The organism is Streptomyces sp. LZ34, from assembly GCF_053890475.1.
In genome coordinates this window covers 3,103,116-3,121,487 of record NZ_CM132680.1, presented here as the reverse complement: position 1 = coordinate 3,121,487, position 18,372 = coordinate 3,103,116, and the positions used below count along the sequence as shown (strand labels likewise).

The window sequence follows — 18,372 nt, the reverse complement described above, 5'->3', positions numbered from 1 at the left end:
TTCGTGCTCGGGAGAACGGTGGGCCTTATGTGAGCAACCCCGCGGACCGGGCCCAGCGGTACTTCGCGCCCAGGACGGCCACCGGCTTCTCGGTGGTGTAGGGGTAGGCCACCACGCCGTGCTCGAAGAGGTACTGGCTCGCCTCCTCGACCTCGGTGTCGCCCGCGAGAGAGGCCACCACGGGCTTGTGGATGCCGCGCGCCCGGAACTCCTCGACGACCCGCGCGGTGAGCTCCGCGAACACCATGGGCGGGGTGACGATGGTGTGCCAGTAGCCGAGGACGAGCGCGTGGATGCGCGGGTCCGTAAGGCCCAGCCGGATGGTGGCCTCGTAGGTGGCCGGCGGCTCGCCCCCGGTGATGTCGACCGGGTTGCCGGCCGCGCCGAAGGGCGGGATGAAGCGGCGGAAGGCCGCGTCCAGGTCCGCCGGGATCTCCATCAGCGACAGCCCGTTGTCGACGATGGCGTCGGACAGCAGCACCCCGGAGCCCCCGGCGCCGGTGATGATGACGACGTTGTCACCTTGTGGCGTGGGCAGCACGGGCAGCGCCCGCGCGTACTCCAGCATCTCGTTCAGGCCCGGGGCGCGGATCACCCCGGCCTGGCGCAGGATGTCGTCGTAGACCGCGTCGTCCCCGGCCAGCGCGCCGGTGTGCGAGCCCGCGGCCTTGGCGCCCGCCGCCGTACGGCCCGCCTTGAGCACCACGACCGGTTTCCTCGGCACGGTGGCGCGCGCGGCCTCGACGAAGGCGCGGCCGTCCTTGAGGTCCTCCAGGTGCATGGCGATGCACTGGGTGTTGGGGTCCTCGGCGAAGTAGGTGAGCAGGTCGTCCTCGTCCACGTCCGACTTGTTGCCGAGGCCGACGATCGCCGAGACGCCGGTGCGGGTGGTGCGGGCGAAGCCGAGGATCGCCATCCCGATGCCGCCGGACTGCGAGGTGAGCGCCACCGGGCCCTTGACGTCGTACGGGGTGCAGAAGGTGGCGCACAGGTCCTGCCAGGTGGAGTAGTAGCCGTAGATGTTCGGCCCCAGCAGCCGGACCCCGTGCTCCTCGGCGATCGCCACGATCCGGTCCTGCAGCTCGTGTTCGCCGGTCTCGGCGAAGCCGGACGGGATCAGGACGGCGTTGGGGATGCCCTTGCGGCCGACCTCCTCCAGCGCGGCGGGGACGAACTTCGCGGGGATCGCGAAGACCGCCACATCCACCTCGCCCGGCACATCCGTCACCGACCTGTACGCCTTGCGGCCCAGGATGTCGTCGGACTTCGGATTCACCGGGTGGATCTCGCCGGGGAAGCCGCCGTCGATGAGGTTGCGCATCACCGAGTTGCCGATCTTGCCCTGCTCGTTGGACGCGCCGATCACGGTGACCGAGCGCGGCTGCATCAGCCGCCGCATCGCGGCCAGGATCTCCTCGCGCGAGTAGCGGCGGCGCTCGGCGGGCGGCGCGTCACTGAGCAGGATCCGCACATCGGCGGCCAGCACCCCGCTCGCGGAGGCGAAGACCGGGTTGAGGTCCACCTCGGCGATCTCCGGGAAGTCGGCGGCCAGCCGGGAGATCCGGACCACCAGGTCGGCCAGCGCCTCACGGTCGACCGGCGCCCCGCCGCGTACGCCGCGCAGCACCTCGGCGGCCCGGATGGAGTCCAGCATCGACAGCGCGTCGTCCCTGCTCGCCGGGGCCAGCCGGAAGGTGATGTCCTTCAACACCTCCACCAGCACCCCGCCCAGGCCGAACGCGACGACCTTCCCGAAGGTCGGGTCGGTGACCGCGCCGACGATGACCTCCTGGCCGCCCGCCGGCACCATCTGCTGCACCTGCACGCCCTTGATCCGGGCCTTCGGGTCGTACGCGCGGGCGTTGGAGACGATCGCGGTGAACGCGCCGCGCACCTCGGCCGCCGAGGTCAGCCCCACCTGGACCCCGCCCGCGTCGGTCTTGTGCAGGATGTCCGGGGAGACGATCTTGAGGGCGACCGGGAAGCCGATCCGGTCGGCGAGCGCCACCGCGTCGTCCGCGCACTCCGCCAGCCCCTCGGCCGGGGTCGGAATGGAGTACGCGTCGGTGATCAGCTTGCCCTCGGGCGCCGTCAGCGCCGAGCGCCCCTCGGCGCGCGCGGCGTCGAGCACGGCCCGCACCGCCGCTGTGTCGTAGTTGGTTTGGTCCGTCTGGTCCGTCTGGTCCGTCTGGTCCGACTCGTCCGCCACCGTCAGATCACTCCGTTCGACTTGAGCAGCCGCAGTTCCTCGTCGCCGAGGCCCAGCTCCCCGACGTAGATCTCTTCGTTGTGCTCGCCCAGCAGCGGCGAGCGCTCGACCTCGACCGGGGAGTCGGAGAGCTTCAGCGGCGAGCCGACGGTGGTGAAGGTGCCGCGCTCGGGGTGGTCGACCTTCACCACCATCTCGTTGGCCGCGAGCGACGCGTCCTCGACGATCTCCCTGGTGGACAGGATCGGCCCGCAGGGGATGTTGTGGGCGTTCAGCGCCTCCAGCACCTCCCACTTGGGCAGGGTGCTGGACCACTCCTCGATCAGCTGGAACATCTTGGCCAGCTTGGGCAGCCGCGCCTCGGCCGTCGCCCACTCCGGGTCCTCGGCCAGCTCGGGCCGCCCGATCAGCTCGGTGATCGGCTGCCAGCCGACGGGCTGCACGATGACGTACACATAGTCGTTGGGCCCGCCGGGCGCGCACTTGACCGCCCAGCCGGGCTGCCCGCCGCCGCTCGCGTTGCCCGAGCGCGGCACCTCGTCCCCGAAGCTGTCGTTCGGGTACTCCGCGAGCGCGCCGTGTGCCAGCCGCTGCTGGTCGCGCAGCTTGACCCGGCACAGATTCAGCACCGCGTGCTGCATGGCCACATTGACGCGCTGGCCGCGCCCGGTGCGGGTGCGCTGGTAGAGCGCGGCCAGGATGCCCGCCACACAGTGCACCCCGGTGCCCGAGTCGCCGATCTGGGCGCCGGTCGCCAGCGGCGGCCCGTCGTCGAAGCCGGTCGTGGACATCGACCCGCCCATGGCCTGGGCGACCACCTCGTACGCCTTGAACTTGGTGTACGGGCCCTCGCCGAACCCCTTGATCGAGGCGTAGACGATCCGCGGGTTGATCTCCTGGATGCGCTCCCAGCTGAAGCCCATGCGGTCCACGGCGCCCGGGCCGAAGTTCTCCACCATGACGTCGCTGCGCCGGATGAGCTCGGTGAGGATCTCCTTGCCGCGCTCGGTCTTGGTGTTGAGGGTGATGCTCCGCTTGTTGCAGTTGAGCATCGTGAAGTAGAGGGAGTCGACGTCCGGAAGGTCGCGCAGCTGCCCCCGCGTGATGTCGCCGGTGGTGGACTCCAGCTTGATGACGTCCGCGCCGAGCCAGGCCAGCAGCTGGGTGGCGGAGGGGCCGGACTGTACGTGTGTCATGTCGAGGACGCGCACGCCCTCAAGAGCCTTGGTCATCTCACGGCCCCTTACTTGTACATCGTCTGGTTCATCGTTCCGGGGGCGTACGCGTCCGGGTCCACCCAGACGTTGATCAGCGACGGCTTGCCGGACTCGCGGGCGCGCCGCAGGGCCGGGCCGATGTCCGCCGGGTCGCGGACCTCCTCGCCGTAGCCGCCGAGCATCCGCGCGAACTGGTCGTACGGCACATCGCCCAGCGTGTTGCCGACCCGCTCGCGCTGCTGGCCGTACTTGGCCTTCTGGCCATAACGGATCTGGTTCATCGAGGAGTTGTTGCCGACGATGCCGACGAAGGGCAGATCGAAGCGGACCAGCGTCTCGAAGTCCCAGCCGGTGAGGGAGAACGCCCCGTCCCCGAAGAGCGTCACGACCTCCTTGTCGGGGCGCGCCTGCTTGGCGGCCATCACGAACGGCACGCCGACGCCGAGGGTGCCCAGCGGCCCCGGGTCCATCCAGTGGCCGGGCGACTTGGGCTGCACCACCTGGCCGGAGAAGGTGACGATGTCGCCGCCGTCGCCGATGTAGATCGAGTCCTCGGTGAGGAAGTCGTTGATCTCGCTGACGAGCCGGTACGGGTGGATGGGGGAGGCGTCGGACCGCAGCTGCGGCAGCCGCTTCTCGATCGCGGTCTGCTCGGCGGCGCGCAGCTCGTCCAGCCACTCCTTGCGCTTGCCCGCGCCCCCGTTGAGGCGGCCCGAGGCGGCCTGGGTGACGGCGGACAGGACGAGCCCGGCGTCGCCGACGATGCCCAGATCGATGTCCCTGTTCTTCCCCACCGTCCGGTAGTCGAGGTCGATCTGCACGACCGTCGCGTCGGGGGAGAGCCGCTTGCCGTAGCCCATGCGGAAGTCGAAGGGGGTGCCGACGATGACGATGAGGTCGGCGTTCGAGAAGGCGTAGCGGCGGGAGAGCTGGAAGTGGTGCGGGTCGCCGGGCGGCAGGGTGCCGCGCCCCGCGCCGTTCATGTACGCGGGCACGTTGAGGGTCCGTACCAGCTCGATGGCCGCGTCGGTGGCCCGGCAGGTCCACACCTGGCTGCCCAGCAGGATCGCCGGCTTCTCGGCCCGCACCAGCAGGTCGGCCAGTTTCTCGACGGCCTCGGGGTCGCCGGAGGCGCGGGTGGAGGCCCGGTACTTCCCGGCCTCGGGGACACGGGCCTTCTCGACCGGGACCTTGGCGTCCAGGACGTCGCGCGGGATCTCCAGGAAGGACGGGCCCGGGGCGCCGTGGAAGCACTCGCGGAAGGCCATGGAGACCATGTCGGCGGCGCGGGCGGTGTCCGGGACGGTGGCGGCGAACTTGGTGATCGGCGCCATCATGTCGACGTGCGGGAGGTCCTGGAGGGACCCCATCTTGTGCTGGGTGTGGGCGCCCTGGCCGCCGATGAGCAGCATGGGGGACTCGGCGCGGAAGGCGTTGGCGACGCCGGTGACCGCGTCGGTGGTGCCGGGGCCGGCCGTGACGACGGCGCAGCCGGGCTTGCCGGTGATCCGGGCGTAGCCGTCGGCGGCGTGGGCGGCCACCTGTTCGTGGCGCACGTCGATGACGTCGATGCCCTCGTCGACGCAGCCGTCGTAGATGTCGATGATGTGGCCGCCGCAGAGCGTGTAGATGACGTCGACGCCCTCGGCTTTGAGCGCCTTGGCGACCAAGTGCCCGCCGGAGATGAGTTCCTGGCTGTCGTCGGGCATGGCGATGCGCGTCCCTTCGTCGGGGGTGGGGTGCGGTCTCGCGTGGCTCACATGTCTCACATGGAGCCAGATTGCATACAGTCGACGTTATGCGGTATGAACATTGTTATCTCGCATCGACTGATCGATGTCCAGGGGGCGTTCGGCAAGGGTTTGACCAAGCGCTGCGACCGGGACCAAAGGAGCGGGCATGGACCTGTTCGAACATCAGGCACGGGAACTCTTCGAGCATTACGGCGTGTTGGTGCCGCGGGTGGAGGTCGTCGACTCGGCGCCCGCGGCCCGCGCGGCGGCCGAGCGGCTGGGCGGCCGAGTCGTCGTCAAGGCGCAGGTGAAGACCGGGGGACGGGGCAAGGCGGGCGGCGTCAAGCTCGCCGCGGACCCGGCGGCCGCCGAACTGACCGCACGCCAGATCCTCGGCATGGACATCAAGGGGCACACCGTCCACCGCGTGATGGTCGCCGAACCGGTCGAGGTGGAACGCGAGTTCTACGTCGGCTACGCCCTGGACCGGGCCTTGGGCCGATTCCTGGCGATCGCCTCCGCCGAGGGCGGCATGGAGATCGAGGAGGTGGCGGCCCGCCACCCCGAGGCGGTGGCCCGGATCGCGGTGGACCCCAGGGAGGGCGTGACCGAGGCGAAGGCCGCCGAGATCGCCGCGGCGGGCGGGCTGCCGGCCGCGGCGGCGGGGATCCTGCGCCGTCTGTGGACCGTGCTGACCGAGCAGGACGCGCTGCTGGTCGAGGTCAACCCGCTCGTGGCCACGCGTGGCGGGGCGATCGTCGCGCTGGACGGCAAGGTGACGCTGGACGACAACGCGCGCTTCCGCAGGACGTACGCGTACGAGGCGGACACCGGCGGCGTCGATCTGGAGGCACAGGCGGCGGCCAAGGGCCTGAACTACGTCAAGCTGGACGGCCGGGTCGGCGTCATCGGCAACGGCGCGGGCCTGGTCATGTCCACCCTCGACGTGGTCGCGGGCTGCGGCGCCCGCCCCGCCGACTTCCTCGACATCGGCGGCGGCGCCTCGGCCGAGGTCATGGCGGGCGGCCTCTCCGTCGTCCTCGGCGACCCCGACGTACGGTCCGTCCTCGTCAACGTCTTCGGCGGGATCACCGCCTGCGACGCGGTGGCCGAGGGCATCGTCCGCGCCCTGGACACCGTCACCCTCACCAAACCGCTGGTCGTCCGGCTCGACGGCAACAACGCGGCGCGCGGCCGGGCGATCCTCGCCGAGCGCGCCCATCCGCTCGTACACCAGGTGGACACCATGGACGGCGCCGCGGCGCGGGCCGCCGAACTCGCGGTGTCAGCCGCATAAGGGGGCTTACGCCATGGCAATCTTCCTCACCAAGGACAGCAAGGTCATCGTCCAGGGCATGACCGGCGCGGAGGGCATGAAGCACACCCGCCGGATGCTCGCGGCCGGGACCGACATCGTCGGCGGGGTCAACCCGCGCAAGGCCGGGACGCGGGTCGACGTCGACGGCCGTACGGTGCCGGTCTTCGGCGGCGTGCGCGAGGCGATGGACGCCACCGGCGCGGATGTGACGGTCCTCTTCGTCCCGCCGCCGTTCGCCAAGGCCGCGGTCACCGAGGCGGCCGACGCCGGGATACCGCTCGCCGTCGTGATCACCGAGGGCATCCCGGTGCACGACGCGGTCGCCTTCCAGGCCTACGCCCGGGCCCGCGCCACCAGGATCATCGGCCCGAACTGCCCGGGTCTGATCTCCCCGGGGCAGTCGAACGCGGGCATCATCCCCTCCGACATCACCAAGCCGGGCCGGATCGGTCTGGTGTCGAAGTCCGGCACGCTGACCTACCAGCTGATGTACGAGCTGCGGGACATCGGCTTCTCGTCCTGCGTCGGCATCGGCGGCGACCCCGTGATCGGTACCACCCACATCGACGCCCTGGCCGCCTTCGAGGCCGACCCCGACACCGACCTGATCGTGATGATCGGCGAGATCGGCGGCGACGCGGAGGAGCGCGCCGCGGACTTCATCAAGGCGAAGGTCACCAAGCCGGTAGTCGGCTACATAGCGGGCTTCACCGCCCCCGAGGGCAAGACCATGGGCCACGCCGGCGCCATCGTCTCCGGCTCCTCGGGCACCGCCCGGGCCAAGCAGGAGGCGCTGGAGGCGGCCGGCGTACGGGTCGGGGCCACCCCGACGGAGACCGCCGCGCTGGTGTTCGCCCTTCTGGCGGACGCGGGCGAGGCGAGCCGCGCCCGACGGGGGAAGGTGGTGTGAACGGTGACCGCGCCCGTGCCCCGAGAGCGGAGTCCACAGATGGCAGCCACCCTCACCCATAAACCCGGCACCACCTGGGCCGACGCCTGGCAGCGCAGCCTGGCCGCCGCGCCCGAGGCGTTCCGGGACGACCGCGTCCGCAACCTGTGGGACGGCCGCTGGCACGCCGACGGCCACCCCCTCCCCGCGACCACCCCCGTCGACGGCACCCCCATCGCCGGCCCGCCCCGGCTGGACGCGGCGACCGCCCGCCAGGCCGTACGCGCCTCCCTCGACCAGCACCGCGCCTGGCGCCACATCGCCCTCCCCGAACGCCGCGCCCGCGTCGCCGCCACCCTCGACGCGCTCGCCGCCCACCGCGAACTGCTCGCCCTCCTCCTGGTCTGGGAGATCGGCAAGCCCTGGCGGCTCGCCCAGGCCGACGTGGACCGGGCCATCGACGGCGTCCGCTGGTACGCGGACGAGAGCGACCGCATGCTGGAGGGCCGCTGCCCGCTCCCCGGCCCGGTCTCCAACATCGCCAGCTGGAACTACCCGATGAGCGTCCTGGCCCACGCCATGCTGGTCCAGGCCCTGGCCGGCAACGCCGTGATCGCCAAGACCCCCACCGACGGCGGCCTCGCCTGCCTCACCCTCGCCTCCGCCCTCGCCGCCCGCGAGGGCATCCCCGTCACCCTGGTCAGCGGCAGCGGCGGTGAGCTCTCCGAGGCCCTGGTCCGCTCGCCCGAGATCGGCTGCGTCTCCTTCGTCGGCGGCCGCGACACCGGCGCCCGCGTCGCCACCGCCGTCGCCGACCTCGGCAAACGCCACATCCTCGAACAGGAGGGCCTCAACGCCTGGGGCATCTGGAACTTCACCGGCTGGGACGAGCTCGGCCCCCGGATCCGCAAGACCTTCGACTACGCCAAGCAGCGCTGCACCGCCTACCCCCGCTTCGTCGTCCAGCGCTCCTCCTTCGACGCCTTCCTCGCCGTCTACCTCCCGGCCGTGCGCGCCATCCGCCTCGGCCACCCCCTCGCCGTCGCGCACCCGGCCGACCCCCTCCCCGAGCTGGACTTCGGTCCTCTGATCAACGCCGCCAAGGCCAAGGAACTCGGCGACCAGGTCGCCGAGGCCATCGACCGCGGCGCCATCCCCCTCCACCGCGGCGACCTCGCCGACGGCCACTTCCTCCCCGACCAGGACCGCTCCGCCTACCTGGCCCCGGTCACCCTCCTCAACCCGCCCCCGTCCTCCCCCCTCCACCACGCCGAGCCCTTCGGCCCCGTCGACACCCTCGTCCTGGTCGACACCGAGGCCGAGCTGCTGGCCGCCATGAACGCCAGCAACGGCGCCCTCGTCGCCACCCTCTCCTGCGACGACCCCGCCACCTACCGGCGCCTCGCCCCCCAGATCCGCGCCTTCAAAACCGGCCACGGCAAACCCCGCTCCCGCGGCGACCGCGACGAGCTCTTCGGCGGCTTCGGCGCCTCCTGGCGCGGCGCCTTCGTCGGCGGCGACCTCCTCGTCCACGCCGTCACCGAAGGCCCCGACCCCGACCACACCCCCGGCAACTTCCCCGACTACCACCTGATGCCCGCCTGACCACCCACCGTGACCCCCGCCCGGCCCCGAGCCGCGTCACCGCAGGTCGGCGCGGCCCGGGGCGCGGTCCTTACGCAGGTGAAACGCACTCCAAAACCTTGGTATCGTTGTCCCTGTCGCCGCGGGGAGCCGCGGAGCACACCTGGTCCGGGTGGCGGAATGGCAGACGCGCTAGCTTGAGGTGCTAGTGCCCTTTATCGGGCGTGGGGGTTCAAGTCCCCCCTCGGACACTCACTCAAAGGCCTGGTCAGCGCGCTGACCAGGCTTTCTGCATGAGGCGTCGACCAGGCGGTCGAAATGGGTGGCGTGAGATTGTCGCGGTGGTAGTGCGCCGGCCTGGGGTTTCTCTCGATCTCATGCCGCCCTTGCCTTATCGGGCGTGGTCGGTGCGGTACACAAGCTTCCGCCATGGGGGTGGCTGACCGAGGCGGCCGAGACGGGCCTGTCCTTCCACCTCACCCTCCGCCAACTCGCCTGCCACCACCTCGCGGCCGCCGCGCGCGAAGCGGGCTGTGCCCTGCGCCGGCGCGCGGACTTCGACTGGACCGGCCTGCGCATCACCTCCGACGCCCTCCGCCGCCACGCCGCCCGCCCGTGGCGTATGACCGCCCACGCATACCCCGGACGCGGCGGCCACGAACCGCGATGGGACCGGCAGGGACCCCGGCCACTGACGCCGACCGGGAATCCCGCGGCCTCAAGAGGCTCGCGTCAGTACCCGACGGGCAACAATGCCTCGGGCCACTTTGAGGAGCGGGCCTTGAACAGGACCGCGCGGACCCCGCCGGCTCAGGTGACGGAGAAGCCCTGGAAACCGGCGATCCCCCGGGTGCCGGTCCAGCCGTTGGCAGCCGTCATGAATACCCCGATGTCCTGGGCGTCGGCAACGCCGCCCGGGGTGGCCGTGCCGACCGTGGTCCATGAGACGCCGTCACCGCTGCACTCGCCGGTATAGGCGTTGCCGGAGCGCGTCAGCCGCAGATGCACCGGGGCGGTGAAGGACCCGGCCAGTTCGATCGAGTCGAATTTTCCGTTGCCGTCGGCGTCCCAGGACAGCGCGCATCCGTTGGACGGAGTCACCGCCAGATTGACGTACCCGGCCGAGCCGTCGCCGTTCGAGGAGAGGTCGTTACGGACCATCAGCCCGGCGCGGGCCCAGCCGCCAGTGCTGTCCTGAGAGGTGACCTGGACCGTGGCGACCGAGCCGGACCCGAAGGCGGCGACCCGGTGGATCGTGGCGAACTCATTGGTGCCACCCCACAGATCGGCGCCCCCGCCCTCGATGGCGAGTCTGTCCCCCGACTGGCCGAAGACGGCGTCGTTGAAGGAAGCCGTTCGGTAAGGCGCTTGTACACCGGTGCCCGCCATCAGACGGACCGCCGCCGCGGCCGAGCCCCGCGAGCCGCCGGTCCGGTAGGAGGCGCCCACCGGCACCCGGGAGACCAGCTCACCGGCGGCCGCGGGGGTGAGGGTGACCCGGAAGCTCGCCGAGAATGTCTCGCCCGGGGCGACGGACGCCGCGGTGGTCGTGCCGACCGGCTCGGCGGCCATCCCCTCCGGCGCGTCGACCGACAGGCTCACATCCGTCGCCGGGCCGAATCCATTGCGGTTGGTGAACGACACGGTGACCGTGACCGGGCGGCCCTCGGCCACCGCTCCCCGGTCGGCGGACGCGGTCAGCGCCACCTGGTGGGGATCCGCGGCCAGGGTGTCCCGCACCTTCCGGGCCAGCTTGTGGATGTCGCCCGACGTCCGCACCGGGTAGCTGTCGTGCTGGTGCGCCCAGCGGTCCTCCAGCGCGAACCAGTCGATCTCGGCCGGCTGCCGGCCGGCCGCGAGCGCCGCGGACAACTCGTCGAAGTACGTCTTCCAGCGGAGGTGGTAGAGGCCGCTGAGCAGCCCGGACCACTCCCGGTTGGCGTAGTCGTGCAGGCCCTCCTCACTGCTCGCCCGGCCGCCCCAGGTGGTGATGATCGACCGCGCGTCGTACTCCAGCTGGTCCTTCTCCGCCTTGGTGGCGCCCCAGGAACGGGCGTCGGCCAGCCACCGTCCGAGCAGGTGCTGGCCGCTGGTGGCCAGCACCTTGTCCATCAGCTTCATCCAGCTGAGCCAGGTCTTGGTGAGCCGGTCGAAACGGCCGCGGTCCCCGGCCTCGTACGCCGCCTTGATCTGGGGCAGCAGCACCCGGCTGCGGTTGGACAGCACCTGACGGGTCACGTCGGCCAGGTCGTACGCGTAGGCCGAGCTGTCGCGCAGCCCCGGCGCGACCTGGAGCAGTTCGGTGAGCGCCGTGTCGAAGGCCGTGGTGTCGTAGCGGTCGGCCTCCGGGCCCCACGCGGCGGCCTTGTTGGCGCCCAGGCTCGGCCGGGCGCCGAACAGCCCGTCGGGCGCCTCGCTCCACGCGTCCGCGCGGGACATGTTGTACGCGGTGTCACGGATCGCCTTCCAGGCGGCGACGGCGTGCGGGTCCTCGCCGCCGTACCGGGACACGGCATACGAGGCGAACCAGTCGTCGAGGCCGATGGTGCCGGGCGTCCAGGCCAACTCGGTGAACAGGGCCATCGCGGCGGGGTTGTTGTCGGCGCCCTCCGGCATCATCGCGATCCCGGCGAGCGCGCTGCCCGTCTTGTCCCGCCACTTCGGGTACTGGTCCACCCAGTCGGGAGCGTTGGCACCGATCGGTGTGTGACCGCCGAAGTTCCATATGCTGCCGAAGGCGTACGGGGTGCCGTCCCAGTCGCTCTCCCGGTCGGTGACGGTGGTGTAGCGGTCGGACAGGCCGTCGACGACGAGCATCGTGCTCTTGTCGACCGCGCCGAGGATCTCCCGGCTCGGGTTGGTCTGCCAGCCCAGGATCGCCCAGACCGCCCCGGCGTGTGCCTTCTGGAGCGCCGCCTCGACGGCCTTGGCCGCCTCGTCGACCGGCACGTCACCGGCGTTGCCGCCCTCGTGCAGCAGGTCCATCTTGTACATCGAGCTGTCGCCGTAGCGTTCCCGTTGGTGCCGGTAGAAGGCGGCGGCGACCCTGGCGAAGAGGTCCGTGCGCGGATCGAGCCAGTCGGGGCGCTTGAAGGCGCCCCAGGTGCCCTGGGCGACCAGCGACGCGCCGGGGTTCTTGGCCAGGAAGTCGTCCGGCACGGTGCCGTAGTAGCCGGGCAGCACGGGGGTCATGCCGAGTTCCCGCACCCGGTTGATGATCTTCTTGGCAAGGGCGGCCCGCTGGTCGATGAGCTGCTTGGACACCGGACCGCCGAACCCCGACATGTTCTGGAGCAGCCACCAGGGCTGGTGGGAAGGGGCGGGGATCCAGGCCCGCAGCTCGGCGTCCGAGTAGCCGAAGTCCCGGAAGGTGTCGTAGTAGACGGCGTCGGCACCGATGTACACGAGCACCTCGTTGATGCCGTGCAGCGCGAGCACGTCGATCTCGCGCTCCCAGGCCTTCCAGCCCCGGTAGGCGCCGGTGTAGCCCTCGTTGGTGTCGTTGTACGCGAACCGGTGGGCGACGTTCGCCGCTCCCGTGATCTCCGTGCCGGGCGAGGGCAGCAGCCGGGGCAGGTTCAGCTGCTCGCCGTTCCAGGAGATGTCGGCCTTCGCGGCCTCGGCGAGGTACCGGTTGAACCCGGTGAGCAGTACGGCGGGGCTGGTGCCCTCCACTGTGATGCTCCCGGCCCGGCCGGTGACCCGGAAGTGGTCGCCGCCGCCGGCCGCCACCGCGCGCAGCGTGACCTGCTGGTGGTGGCCGGGCACCAGCCGCCGCAGCGCGGCAGCGGCCGGTGCCGTGTCGAACGGCCCGGCGCTCCCGTTCTCGGCGGCGGCCCGGGCGGCCTGCGGCTGCGCCAGCAGCAGCGCGCCGCCCACGGCGGCCGCTCCGGTCAGCACTCGTCTGCGGCTGACGCCTTCGTTGCTGTTCATGAATGTCCTTTCAGGCGACCGTCATCGCGAAAATGTGCAGTGCGGGGACGCCCGACTGCAGGCCGTCGCTGACCTTCGGCAGCACGACGGCGCGCACCTCTTTGTCCTGAATTTCGACGCCGAACACGTAGAGGCTGACCGGGGTGTCGTCCCGGCCGGTGGAGATGTGGCGGTACGGCACCACCACCGCGGCGGAGCCGTTCGCCCCGTACCAGTCCGGGACGGCGACGGAGAACGCCTGCCGCGTGCCGTCGGCGTAGACGACGGCTCCCTCGCCCTTGCCCTCGCCCCAGGTGCTGGTACCGAGGAAGGCCAGCCGGGAGCCCGAACCGGACAGCAGCACGGTCTGCCCGGAGGCGACGACGTTGTCCTTGTTGCCCGGCTGGGTGTCCGGCCAGGTGAAGGCCGTCCCGTCGGAAGTCACCGCCGCCCCCGGTGTCAGCCCGACCGAGGCCAGCGCCTGCGCGGACAGGCTGGACCGCGACCCGTCGATGTCGGCGACCGTGAGGGCGTCGTCGGAGGCGATGCCCGCGTTGTCGAAGGCACCGGCGAGCGACAGGTTCGGCAGCCGCACCGACGAGGTGGCGCGGGCGCAGTCGGAGCCGTCGCGGTGGACGTCGAAGAGCGCGTGGGCGGTGAACGAGACGAGGCCCTCGGCGTCGTCGGCGAGCCGGGTCCGCCAGCTGCGGGTGGCCGTGGCACCGGGCGCCAGGCTGCCCAGACGGGACGGCCGCCCCGTGCCGTCCACGGCGAGGTAGAGCACCGTGTCACCCAGCGCGATCGGGGCGGTGTTGGTGACGGTGGCGGTCAGCGTCACCGCCGAGCCCGCCTCCGGACTCGTCGGCGACACGGTCAGCGAGACGGGCGGGCTGAGGAAGTCCTCCTCGGGCCGGTAGGGCCGGCTGCCCGGGTTGCCGCTCACGTTGCCTCCACCGTGAAGTGGTCGAATATCGCCTGGACGGTCGTGCCGGGATAGTTGACGTTGACCGCGCTGGCGACGACACCGGCGTCCCCGGTGCCGCTCGCCGAGGGGACGGTCGCGGTGCCGACCTCCTGCCAGGCGGTGCCGTCGGAGCCGGCGTACGCGGTGTACGTCGTGCCGTCGCGGACCAGCCGCAGCCAGGCGGGGTGGTACGAGACGCCGCCGCCGGCCCAGGTGTCCAGGCGCCCGTCGCCGTCGCTGTCGGTCAGGAACTCCAGGCCGTAGTGTTCCGCCATGGTCAGCACGGCGTAGCCGCCCTTCTCCGGCGCGGTCAGGTCGTTGGCGATCGCGATCCCCGACTTGGCGACGGGGTTGTCGGTGCCGGTCAGGCTGACCGCCTTGGCCTGGGCCACGCAGGACGCGGCGGCGGCGCCGGGGAGGTAGATGATTCCCTTCTCGTCGGTACCGCCTGACAGGTCCCGGCCGCCCGCCCAGATCACCAGCTCGGTGCCGTACTGGCCGTACTCGGTGCCCTCGGCGGTGGCGTACGTCCTGTAGGGCGCCCGCACCTCGTTGGGGGTGTACGGGATGGTGAACGTCCGGGCGGCGCGGGCGCAGTCGGCGCTGTGCGCGTCGACGTCGAATACCACGTGCGCGGTGAACGCCACCTGTCCGGCCACACCGGCGGGCATCCGGGTCCGCCAACTGCGGGTCACCTTCGCGCCGCGTCGCAGGTCGCCGAGGGCGATGGTCCGGGTGGCCGTTGTCGTGCGCGGGTCGATCAGGTGGAGGACGGTGTTGCGCAGGGGGAACGGGCAGTCGTTGGTGAGGACGGCGGTGGCCGTCACCGCGTCGCCGCCGGCCGGGTCCGCGGGCACCGTGGTCACCGTGAGGGTGGGCCCGAGGGTGTCGAATCGGGTTTCGTCGCGTCCGGTCATGAGGCTCATCCCCGGTCCCAGTCGACGGTGAAGGTGTTCGCGATGTCGCTGGGGAGAGCGGAGGGGACCGTGATGTGGATCTTGCCGTCCTTGCGGGTCCACCGCAGCGGGCCCTGGTGGCCGAGCAGCCGGATCCTGGAGCCGGCGCCGACCGGGATGTCGGCGGGCACCGACAGGGTTCCGCTGGGGGCGCCCAGCGCGATGATGTTGAACCTGCCGGGGGTGACCGTGTAACGGATGCCGAGTGGGCTGCCCTCCTCCTCGGCCCGCACCCACGGCGTCGACCCGTAGATCGCCGGGCCGTTGACGTCCAGCCAGGCGCCGATGTCGCGCAGCCGCTCCCGCATGATGGCGGGGATGGTGCCATCCGGCTTGGGGCCGATGTTGAGCAGCAGGTTGCCGTTCTTGCTGACCACGTCGGCGAGCAGGTGGATCAGGAACTCGGAGGTCTTGTAGTCCTCGTCCAGCTCGTGCTTGTTGTAGCCCCAGGAGTAACCCATGGTGATGCAGCACTCCCACTTCTGCGGGTCCATCGTGGGGTTGGTGCGCTGCTCGTACGTCGCGAAGTCGAAGTGGGTGTCGAACCGGTCGTTGACCACGACGCCCTTGGGGTTCCGCCGGTTCTTGGCCTGGTTGTAGTAGTGCGCCATGGGCTCCTGGCTGCGCCATGCCGGGTCGCCGGTCGGCCGGAACCACTGGCCGTCCGCCCACAGCAGCTCCGGGTCGTACCGGTCGATGATCTCGTAGAGCTGCTTCAGCTCGTAGTCGCCGACGTAGTCCTCGACCGGCTTGTAGCCGACCATCGGGATTTCCTCGTCGGTGTAGAAGTTCTTCATCGGCCGGCCGATCGACGGGTTGAAGAACTCGCCGAGCGAGTAGTAGAGGCCCGGCCGTACGGTGCCGCGCTTGCGGGCGGCGGTCATCAGCTCACCGACCAGGTCGCGCTTCGGGCCGTACGCGACGGAGTGCCGGTCGGTGACCTCGCTGGGGAAGAGCGCGAATCCGTCGTGGTGCTTGCTGGTCAGCGCGAAGTACTGGGCGCCCGCCTGCTCGAAGAGCTTCACCCAGGAGTCCGGGTCGAAGTTCTCGGCCTTGAACTGCGGGATGAAGTCGTCGTAGACGAAATCCTGGCCGTAGGTGTCGCGGTGGTACTTCCACTCGGCGGTGTCCTTGTAGCTCGTGTACCACAGGTACCACTCGGCGGCGTTCTGCCGTCCGGTGCCGCCGGGTACCGAGTAGACGCCCCAGTGGACGAAGATGCCGAACTTGGCGTCCTTGTACCAGCGCGGCACCGGGTGGGTGTCGAGGGAGGCCTTGGTGGCCGTGTAGTCGGGAATGCCTGTGTGCGCGGGTTTGCTGAGCGCCTGGGCGACCCCGGGCGGGGAGAGCAGTACCGCCCCGCCGAGGGCGGTCGCGGTGGTCAGGAGATTTCTGCGACTGACTGCCATGAAGGTGCCTCTCACTCGGTGACGGAGAAGGAGTCGAAGACGGCTGCGGTGGTCTGGCCCGGATAGTTGAGGTTGACGGCGCTGGCGACGACACCGGCGTCCCCGGTGCCGCTCGCCGAGGGCACGGTCGCGGTGCCGACCTGCTGCCAGGCGGTGCCGTCGGTACTGGCGTACGCGGTGTACGTCGTGCCGTCGCGGACCAGCCGCAGCCAGGCGGGGTGGTAGGAGGCGCCGCCGCCGGCCCAGGTGTCCAGGCGGCCGTCGCCGTCGCTGTCGGTCATGAACTCCACGCCGTACTGCGCCGACATGGTCAGCACGGCGTAGCCGCCCTTCTCCGGCGCGGTCAGGTCGCCTGCGACGGCGATCCCGGCCTTGGCGGACGGCCCGCTGCCCGTCTGGCCGACCACCCGGGCGGTGACGCTGCCCGAGCGCGGCGCGGCGCCGGGCAGATAGACGGCTGCCTTCTCGTCCTTCCCGCCGGACAGGTCCCGGCCGCCCGCCCAGACGGCGAACTGGCCACTGTTCGGACCGCTGTTCTGGGCATACTGGGCGTCGTCGGCCGTGGCGGTCGTCAGGTACGGCGCCCGCACCTCGGACGGGACAGGCACGACGGTGGCGTCCACGCCGTCGGAGTCGTGCCGTGGCCGGCCGCCCTGGCGGTAGGAGACGCCCGTCCCGATCGGGTGAGTGCCCCATGCCGCGTCGGCCGCGGGGGTGACGGTCCAGGTGACGGCGGCACTGTCGCCCGGGGCGAGGGTGCGGATCCGCGCGCTGCCGGCCGGTTCGGCGGACCAGCCGTGTGGCAGCTCCAGGCGGGTGCTGACGCGGGTGACGGCGGTGGGGCCGGTGTTGGTGACGGTCGTCGTCACCTCCGTGGCCTGACCGGCCCGCAGGCTCGGCTGGTAAGGGGTCAGCCGGACGCGGGCCGAGGGGCAGTCGCGGGCCACGCCGAGGGCGGCCAGGTCGACCGCGTCGGCGAACGCTTTCATCCCGGTGTCGTTGGGATGCAGATGGTCACCGGAGTCGAACGCGGCGGCGTAGCGGGTGGGGTCGGCCGGATCCCGTACCGCCTTGTCGAAGTCGGCGTACCCGTCGAGGACGCCGCCGGAGTCACGGACGAACGCGTTGACCCGCTGCCGGTCGGCCTCCTTGTCCTCGGTCCACCAGTCGCCCCATCCCCGGTACGGGACCACGGTCGCGCCGATCACCCGCAGCCCGCGGGCGTGGGCCCGCCGCGCGATCTGCCGCATACCGTCGATCACCTGGTCGCCGGTGGCGCCACCCCAGCTGAGGTCGTTCACGCCCTCGAAAAGGATCAACGTCCGGGCGTTCGGCTGGGACAGCACGTCGCGCTCCAGCCGGTCCAGCGCCGACGGGTTGCCGTCGGTCCCGGCGGTGATCCGGTTGCCGCTGATGCCCTCGTTGAGCACCCCGGCGGTGGACGAGCAGGCCGAAAGCCGGGCCGCCAGGTAGTCGGGCCAGCGCCGGTTGGCGTTCGCCGTGGACGACGCCCCGTCGGTGATGGAGTCGCCGAGCGCCACCACGGCGCCCTTCGCGTCACCGCCCCGAACGTCGACCCCGGTCAGGAACGGGAAGGTGGAGTCGGTCGTGGTGAAGGCGCTTCCGGCTGAGTCCCCGGCGTGGTCACCGCCGCCGTCCGGGGTCCAGTAGACGGTCTGTAGCCCCATCCAGTGCTGGCTGATGTGGGTGAGCCGGCCCGGGAAGTACAGGCTGACCACCAGGTCGATTCGGGCGGCCACGGCGAGCCGGACCGGGTCACTGACCGCCTGCTCGCCCGCCGCGATCGTCACCTCGCGCTTCCCGCCGAACCGCAGGTCGTACGGGTGCGCCACGGCGGAACCGCCGCCGCGCAGCCCCACGGTGGCGTGACCGATCGTCACCGGCTGGTCGGTGAATCCGTTGGTCAGCCGGATCCGCACGCTTGACCCGCCGGCGCTGACGCGCACCGGTATGCGTACGGTCACCTCCGAGGTGCCGGGGTCGTACGAGGCATGCTGCGCGGTGGCCCACGTACCCGTCCAGGCCGGCTGCCCGGCCTCGGCCGGCGCCGCCATGAGCAGCGCCGCCAGGGTGGCCGCCATGGCCGCTGCCATGGCGGCGAATCCGCGGTGTCCGAGCCCTCTGAACACTCCGAGCACGGGTCCTCCTCAGGAACGGTTC

11 protein-coding genes, 1 tRNA gene and 1 pseudogene are annotated in these 18,372 nt (G+C 71.5%); 5 read left to right on the top strand and 8 right to left on the bottom strand.

All coding sequences use genetic code 11. From position 1 onward, the window contains the following. Positions 1-25: 25 nt before the first annotated feature. From ACWY4P_RS11675 to ACWY4P_RS11665, 3 genes are all read right to left on the bottom strand, one after another. Entirely contained in the window at positions 26-2,140 is a 2,115-nt protein-coding gene (locus tag ACWY4P_RS11675; protein WP_456212890.1) for an acetate--CoA ligase family protein, read from the bottom strand. Positions 2,141-2,211: 71 nt separating this feature from the next. Beyond that, positions 2,212-3,441, bottom strand: a complete 1,230-nt coding sequence (gene frc / locus ACWY4P_RS11670; RefSeq protein WP_456210446.1) for a formyl-CoA transferase — start codon at positions 3,439-3,441, stop codon at positions 2,212-2,214. An 11-nt stretch (positions 3,442-3,452) separates the two neighbouring features. Further along, positions 3,453-5,135 (bottom strand): thiamine pyrophosphate-binding protein, encoded by a 1,683-nt coding sequence (locus ACWY4P_RS11665; RefSeq protein ID WP_456212889.1) that lies wholly within the window; start codon positions 5,133-5,135, stop codon positions 3,453-3,455. Positions 5,136-5,325: 190 nt separating this feature from the next. On the opposite strand from ACWY4P_RS11665, the gene sucC reads away from it, so the two are divergent. The 5 genes and pseudogenes from sucC to ACWY4P_RS11640 all read left to right on the top strand — a co-directional run. Further along, entirely contained in the window at positions 5,326-6,456 is a 1,131-nt protein-coding gene (gene sucC / locus ACWY4P_RS11660; protein WP_456210444.1) for an ADP-forming succinate--CoA ligase subunit beta, read from the top strand. Between the two features lie 13 nt (positions 6,457-6,469). Then, positions 6,470-7,387 carry a succinate--CoA ligase subunit alpha gene (gene sucD / locus ACWY4P_RS11655; RefSeq protein ID WP_456210442.1) on the top strand — a complete coding sequence of 306 codons (918 nt, stop codon included), beginning with the start codon at positions 6,470-6,472 and terminating at the stop codon, positions 7,385-7,387. A 39-nt stretch (positions 7,388-7,426) separates the two neighbouring features. Beyond that, positions 7,427-8,971 (top strand): aldehyde dehydrogenase family protein, encoded by a 1,545-nt coding sequence (locus ACWY4P_RS11650; protein WP_456210440.1) that lies wholly within the window; start codon positions 7,427-7,429, stop codon positions 8,969-8,971. Positions 8,972-9,116: 145 nt separating this feature from the next. Then, positions 9,117-9,201, top strand: a tRNA-Leu gene (locus tag ACWY4P_RS11645). Positions 9,202-9,350: 149 nt separating this feature from the next. Beyond that, a pseudogene (locus ACWY4P_RS11640) lies at positions 9,351-9,530 on the top strand (hypothetical protein); the annotation flags it as partial. Positions 9,531-9,760: 230 nt separating this feature from the next. Here ACWY4P_RS11640 and ACWY4P_RS11635 read toward each other — a convergent pair. Genes ACWY4P_RS11635 through ACWY4P_RS11615 form a run of 5 tightly spaced genes read right to left on the bottom strand, consistent with a single transcriptional unit; the run spans position 9,761 to position 18,350 of the window. After that, positions 9,761-12,883 (bottom strand): alpha-N-acetylglucosaminidase TIM-barrel domain-containing protein, encoded by a 3,123-nt coding sequence (locus ACWY4P_RS11635; RefSeq protein WP_456210438.1) that lies wholly within the window; start codon positions 12,881-12,883, stop codon positions 9,761-9,763. Between the two features lie 10 nt (positions 12,884-12,893). Next, a complete protein-coding gene (locus ACWY4P_RS11630) occupies positions 12,894-13,805 on the bottom strand; it encodes a CARDB domain-containing protein (RefSeq protein ID WP_456210436.1) in 912 nt (303 codons plus the stop codon). Next, positions 13,802-14,743 carry a hypothetical protein gene (locus tag ACWY4P_RS11625; RefSeq protein ID WP_456210434.1) on the bottom strand — a complete coding sequence of 314 codons (942 nt, stop codon included), beginning with the start codon at positions 14,741-14,743 and terminating at the stop codon, positions 13,802-13,804. The genes ACWY4P_RS11630 and ACWY4P_RS11625 overlap by 4 nt, the downstream gene beginning before the upstream one ends. Positions 14,744-14,748: 5 nt before the next feature. After that, positions 14,749-16,191 (bottom strand): alpha-L-fucosidase, encoded by a 1,443-nt coding sequence (locus ACWY4P_RS11620; RefSeq protein WP_456210433.1) that lies wholly within the window; start codon positions 16,189-16,191, stop codon positions 14,749-14,751. Positions 16,192-16,202: 11 nt separating this feature from the next. After that, a complete protein-coding gene (locus ACWY4P_RS11615; RefSeq protein WP_456210431.1) occupies positions 16,203-18,350 on the bottom strand; it encodes a GDSL-type esterase/lipase family protein in 2,148 nt (715 codons plus the stop codon). Positions 18,351-18,372 lie beyond the last annotated feature (22 nt).

Coding starts and splice junctions, on each gene's coding strand:
- frc (WP_456210446.1), bottom strand. CDS start 3,441: ATGACCAAGGCTCTTGAGGGCGTGCGCGTCCTCGACATGACACACGTA.
- ACWY4P_RS11665 (WP_456212889.1), bottom strand. CDS start 5,135: ATGCCCGACGACAGCCAGGAACTCATCTCCGGCGGGCACTTGGTCGCC.
- sucC (WP_456210444.1), top strand. CDS start 5,326: ATGGACCTGTTCGAACATCAGGCACGGGAACTCTTCGAGCATTACGGC.
- sucD (WP_456210442.1), top strand. CDS start 6,470: ATGGCAATCTTCCTCACCAAGGACAGCAAGGTCATCGTCCAGGGCATG.
- ACWY4P_RS11650 (WP_456210440.1), top strand. CDS start 7,427: ATGGCAGCCACCCTCACCCATAAACCCGGCACCACCTGGGCCGACGCC.
- ACWY4P_RS11635 (WP_456210438.1), bottom strand. CDS start 12,883: ATGAACAGCAACGAAGGCGTCAGCCGCAGACGAGTGCTGACCGGAGCG.
- ACWY4P_RS11625 (WP_456210434.1), bottom strand. CDS start 14,743: ATGACCGGACGCGACGAAACCCGATTCGACACCCTCGGGCCCACCCTC.
- ACWY4P_RS11620 (WP_456210433.1), bottom strand. CDS start 16,191: ATGGCAGTCAGTCGCAGAAATCTCCTGACCACCGCGACCGCCCTCGGC.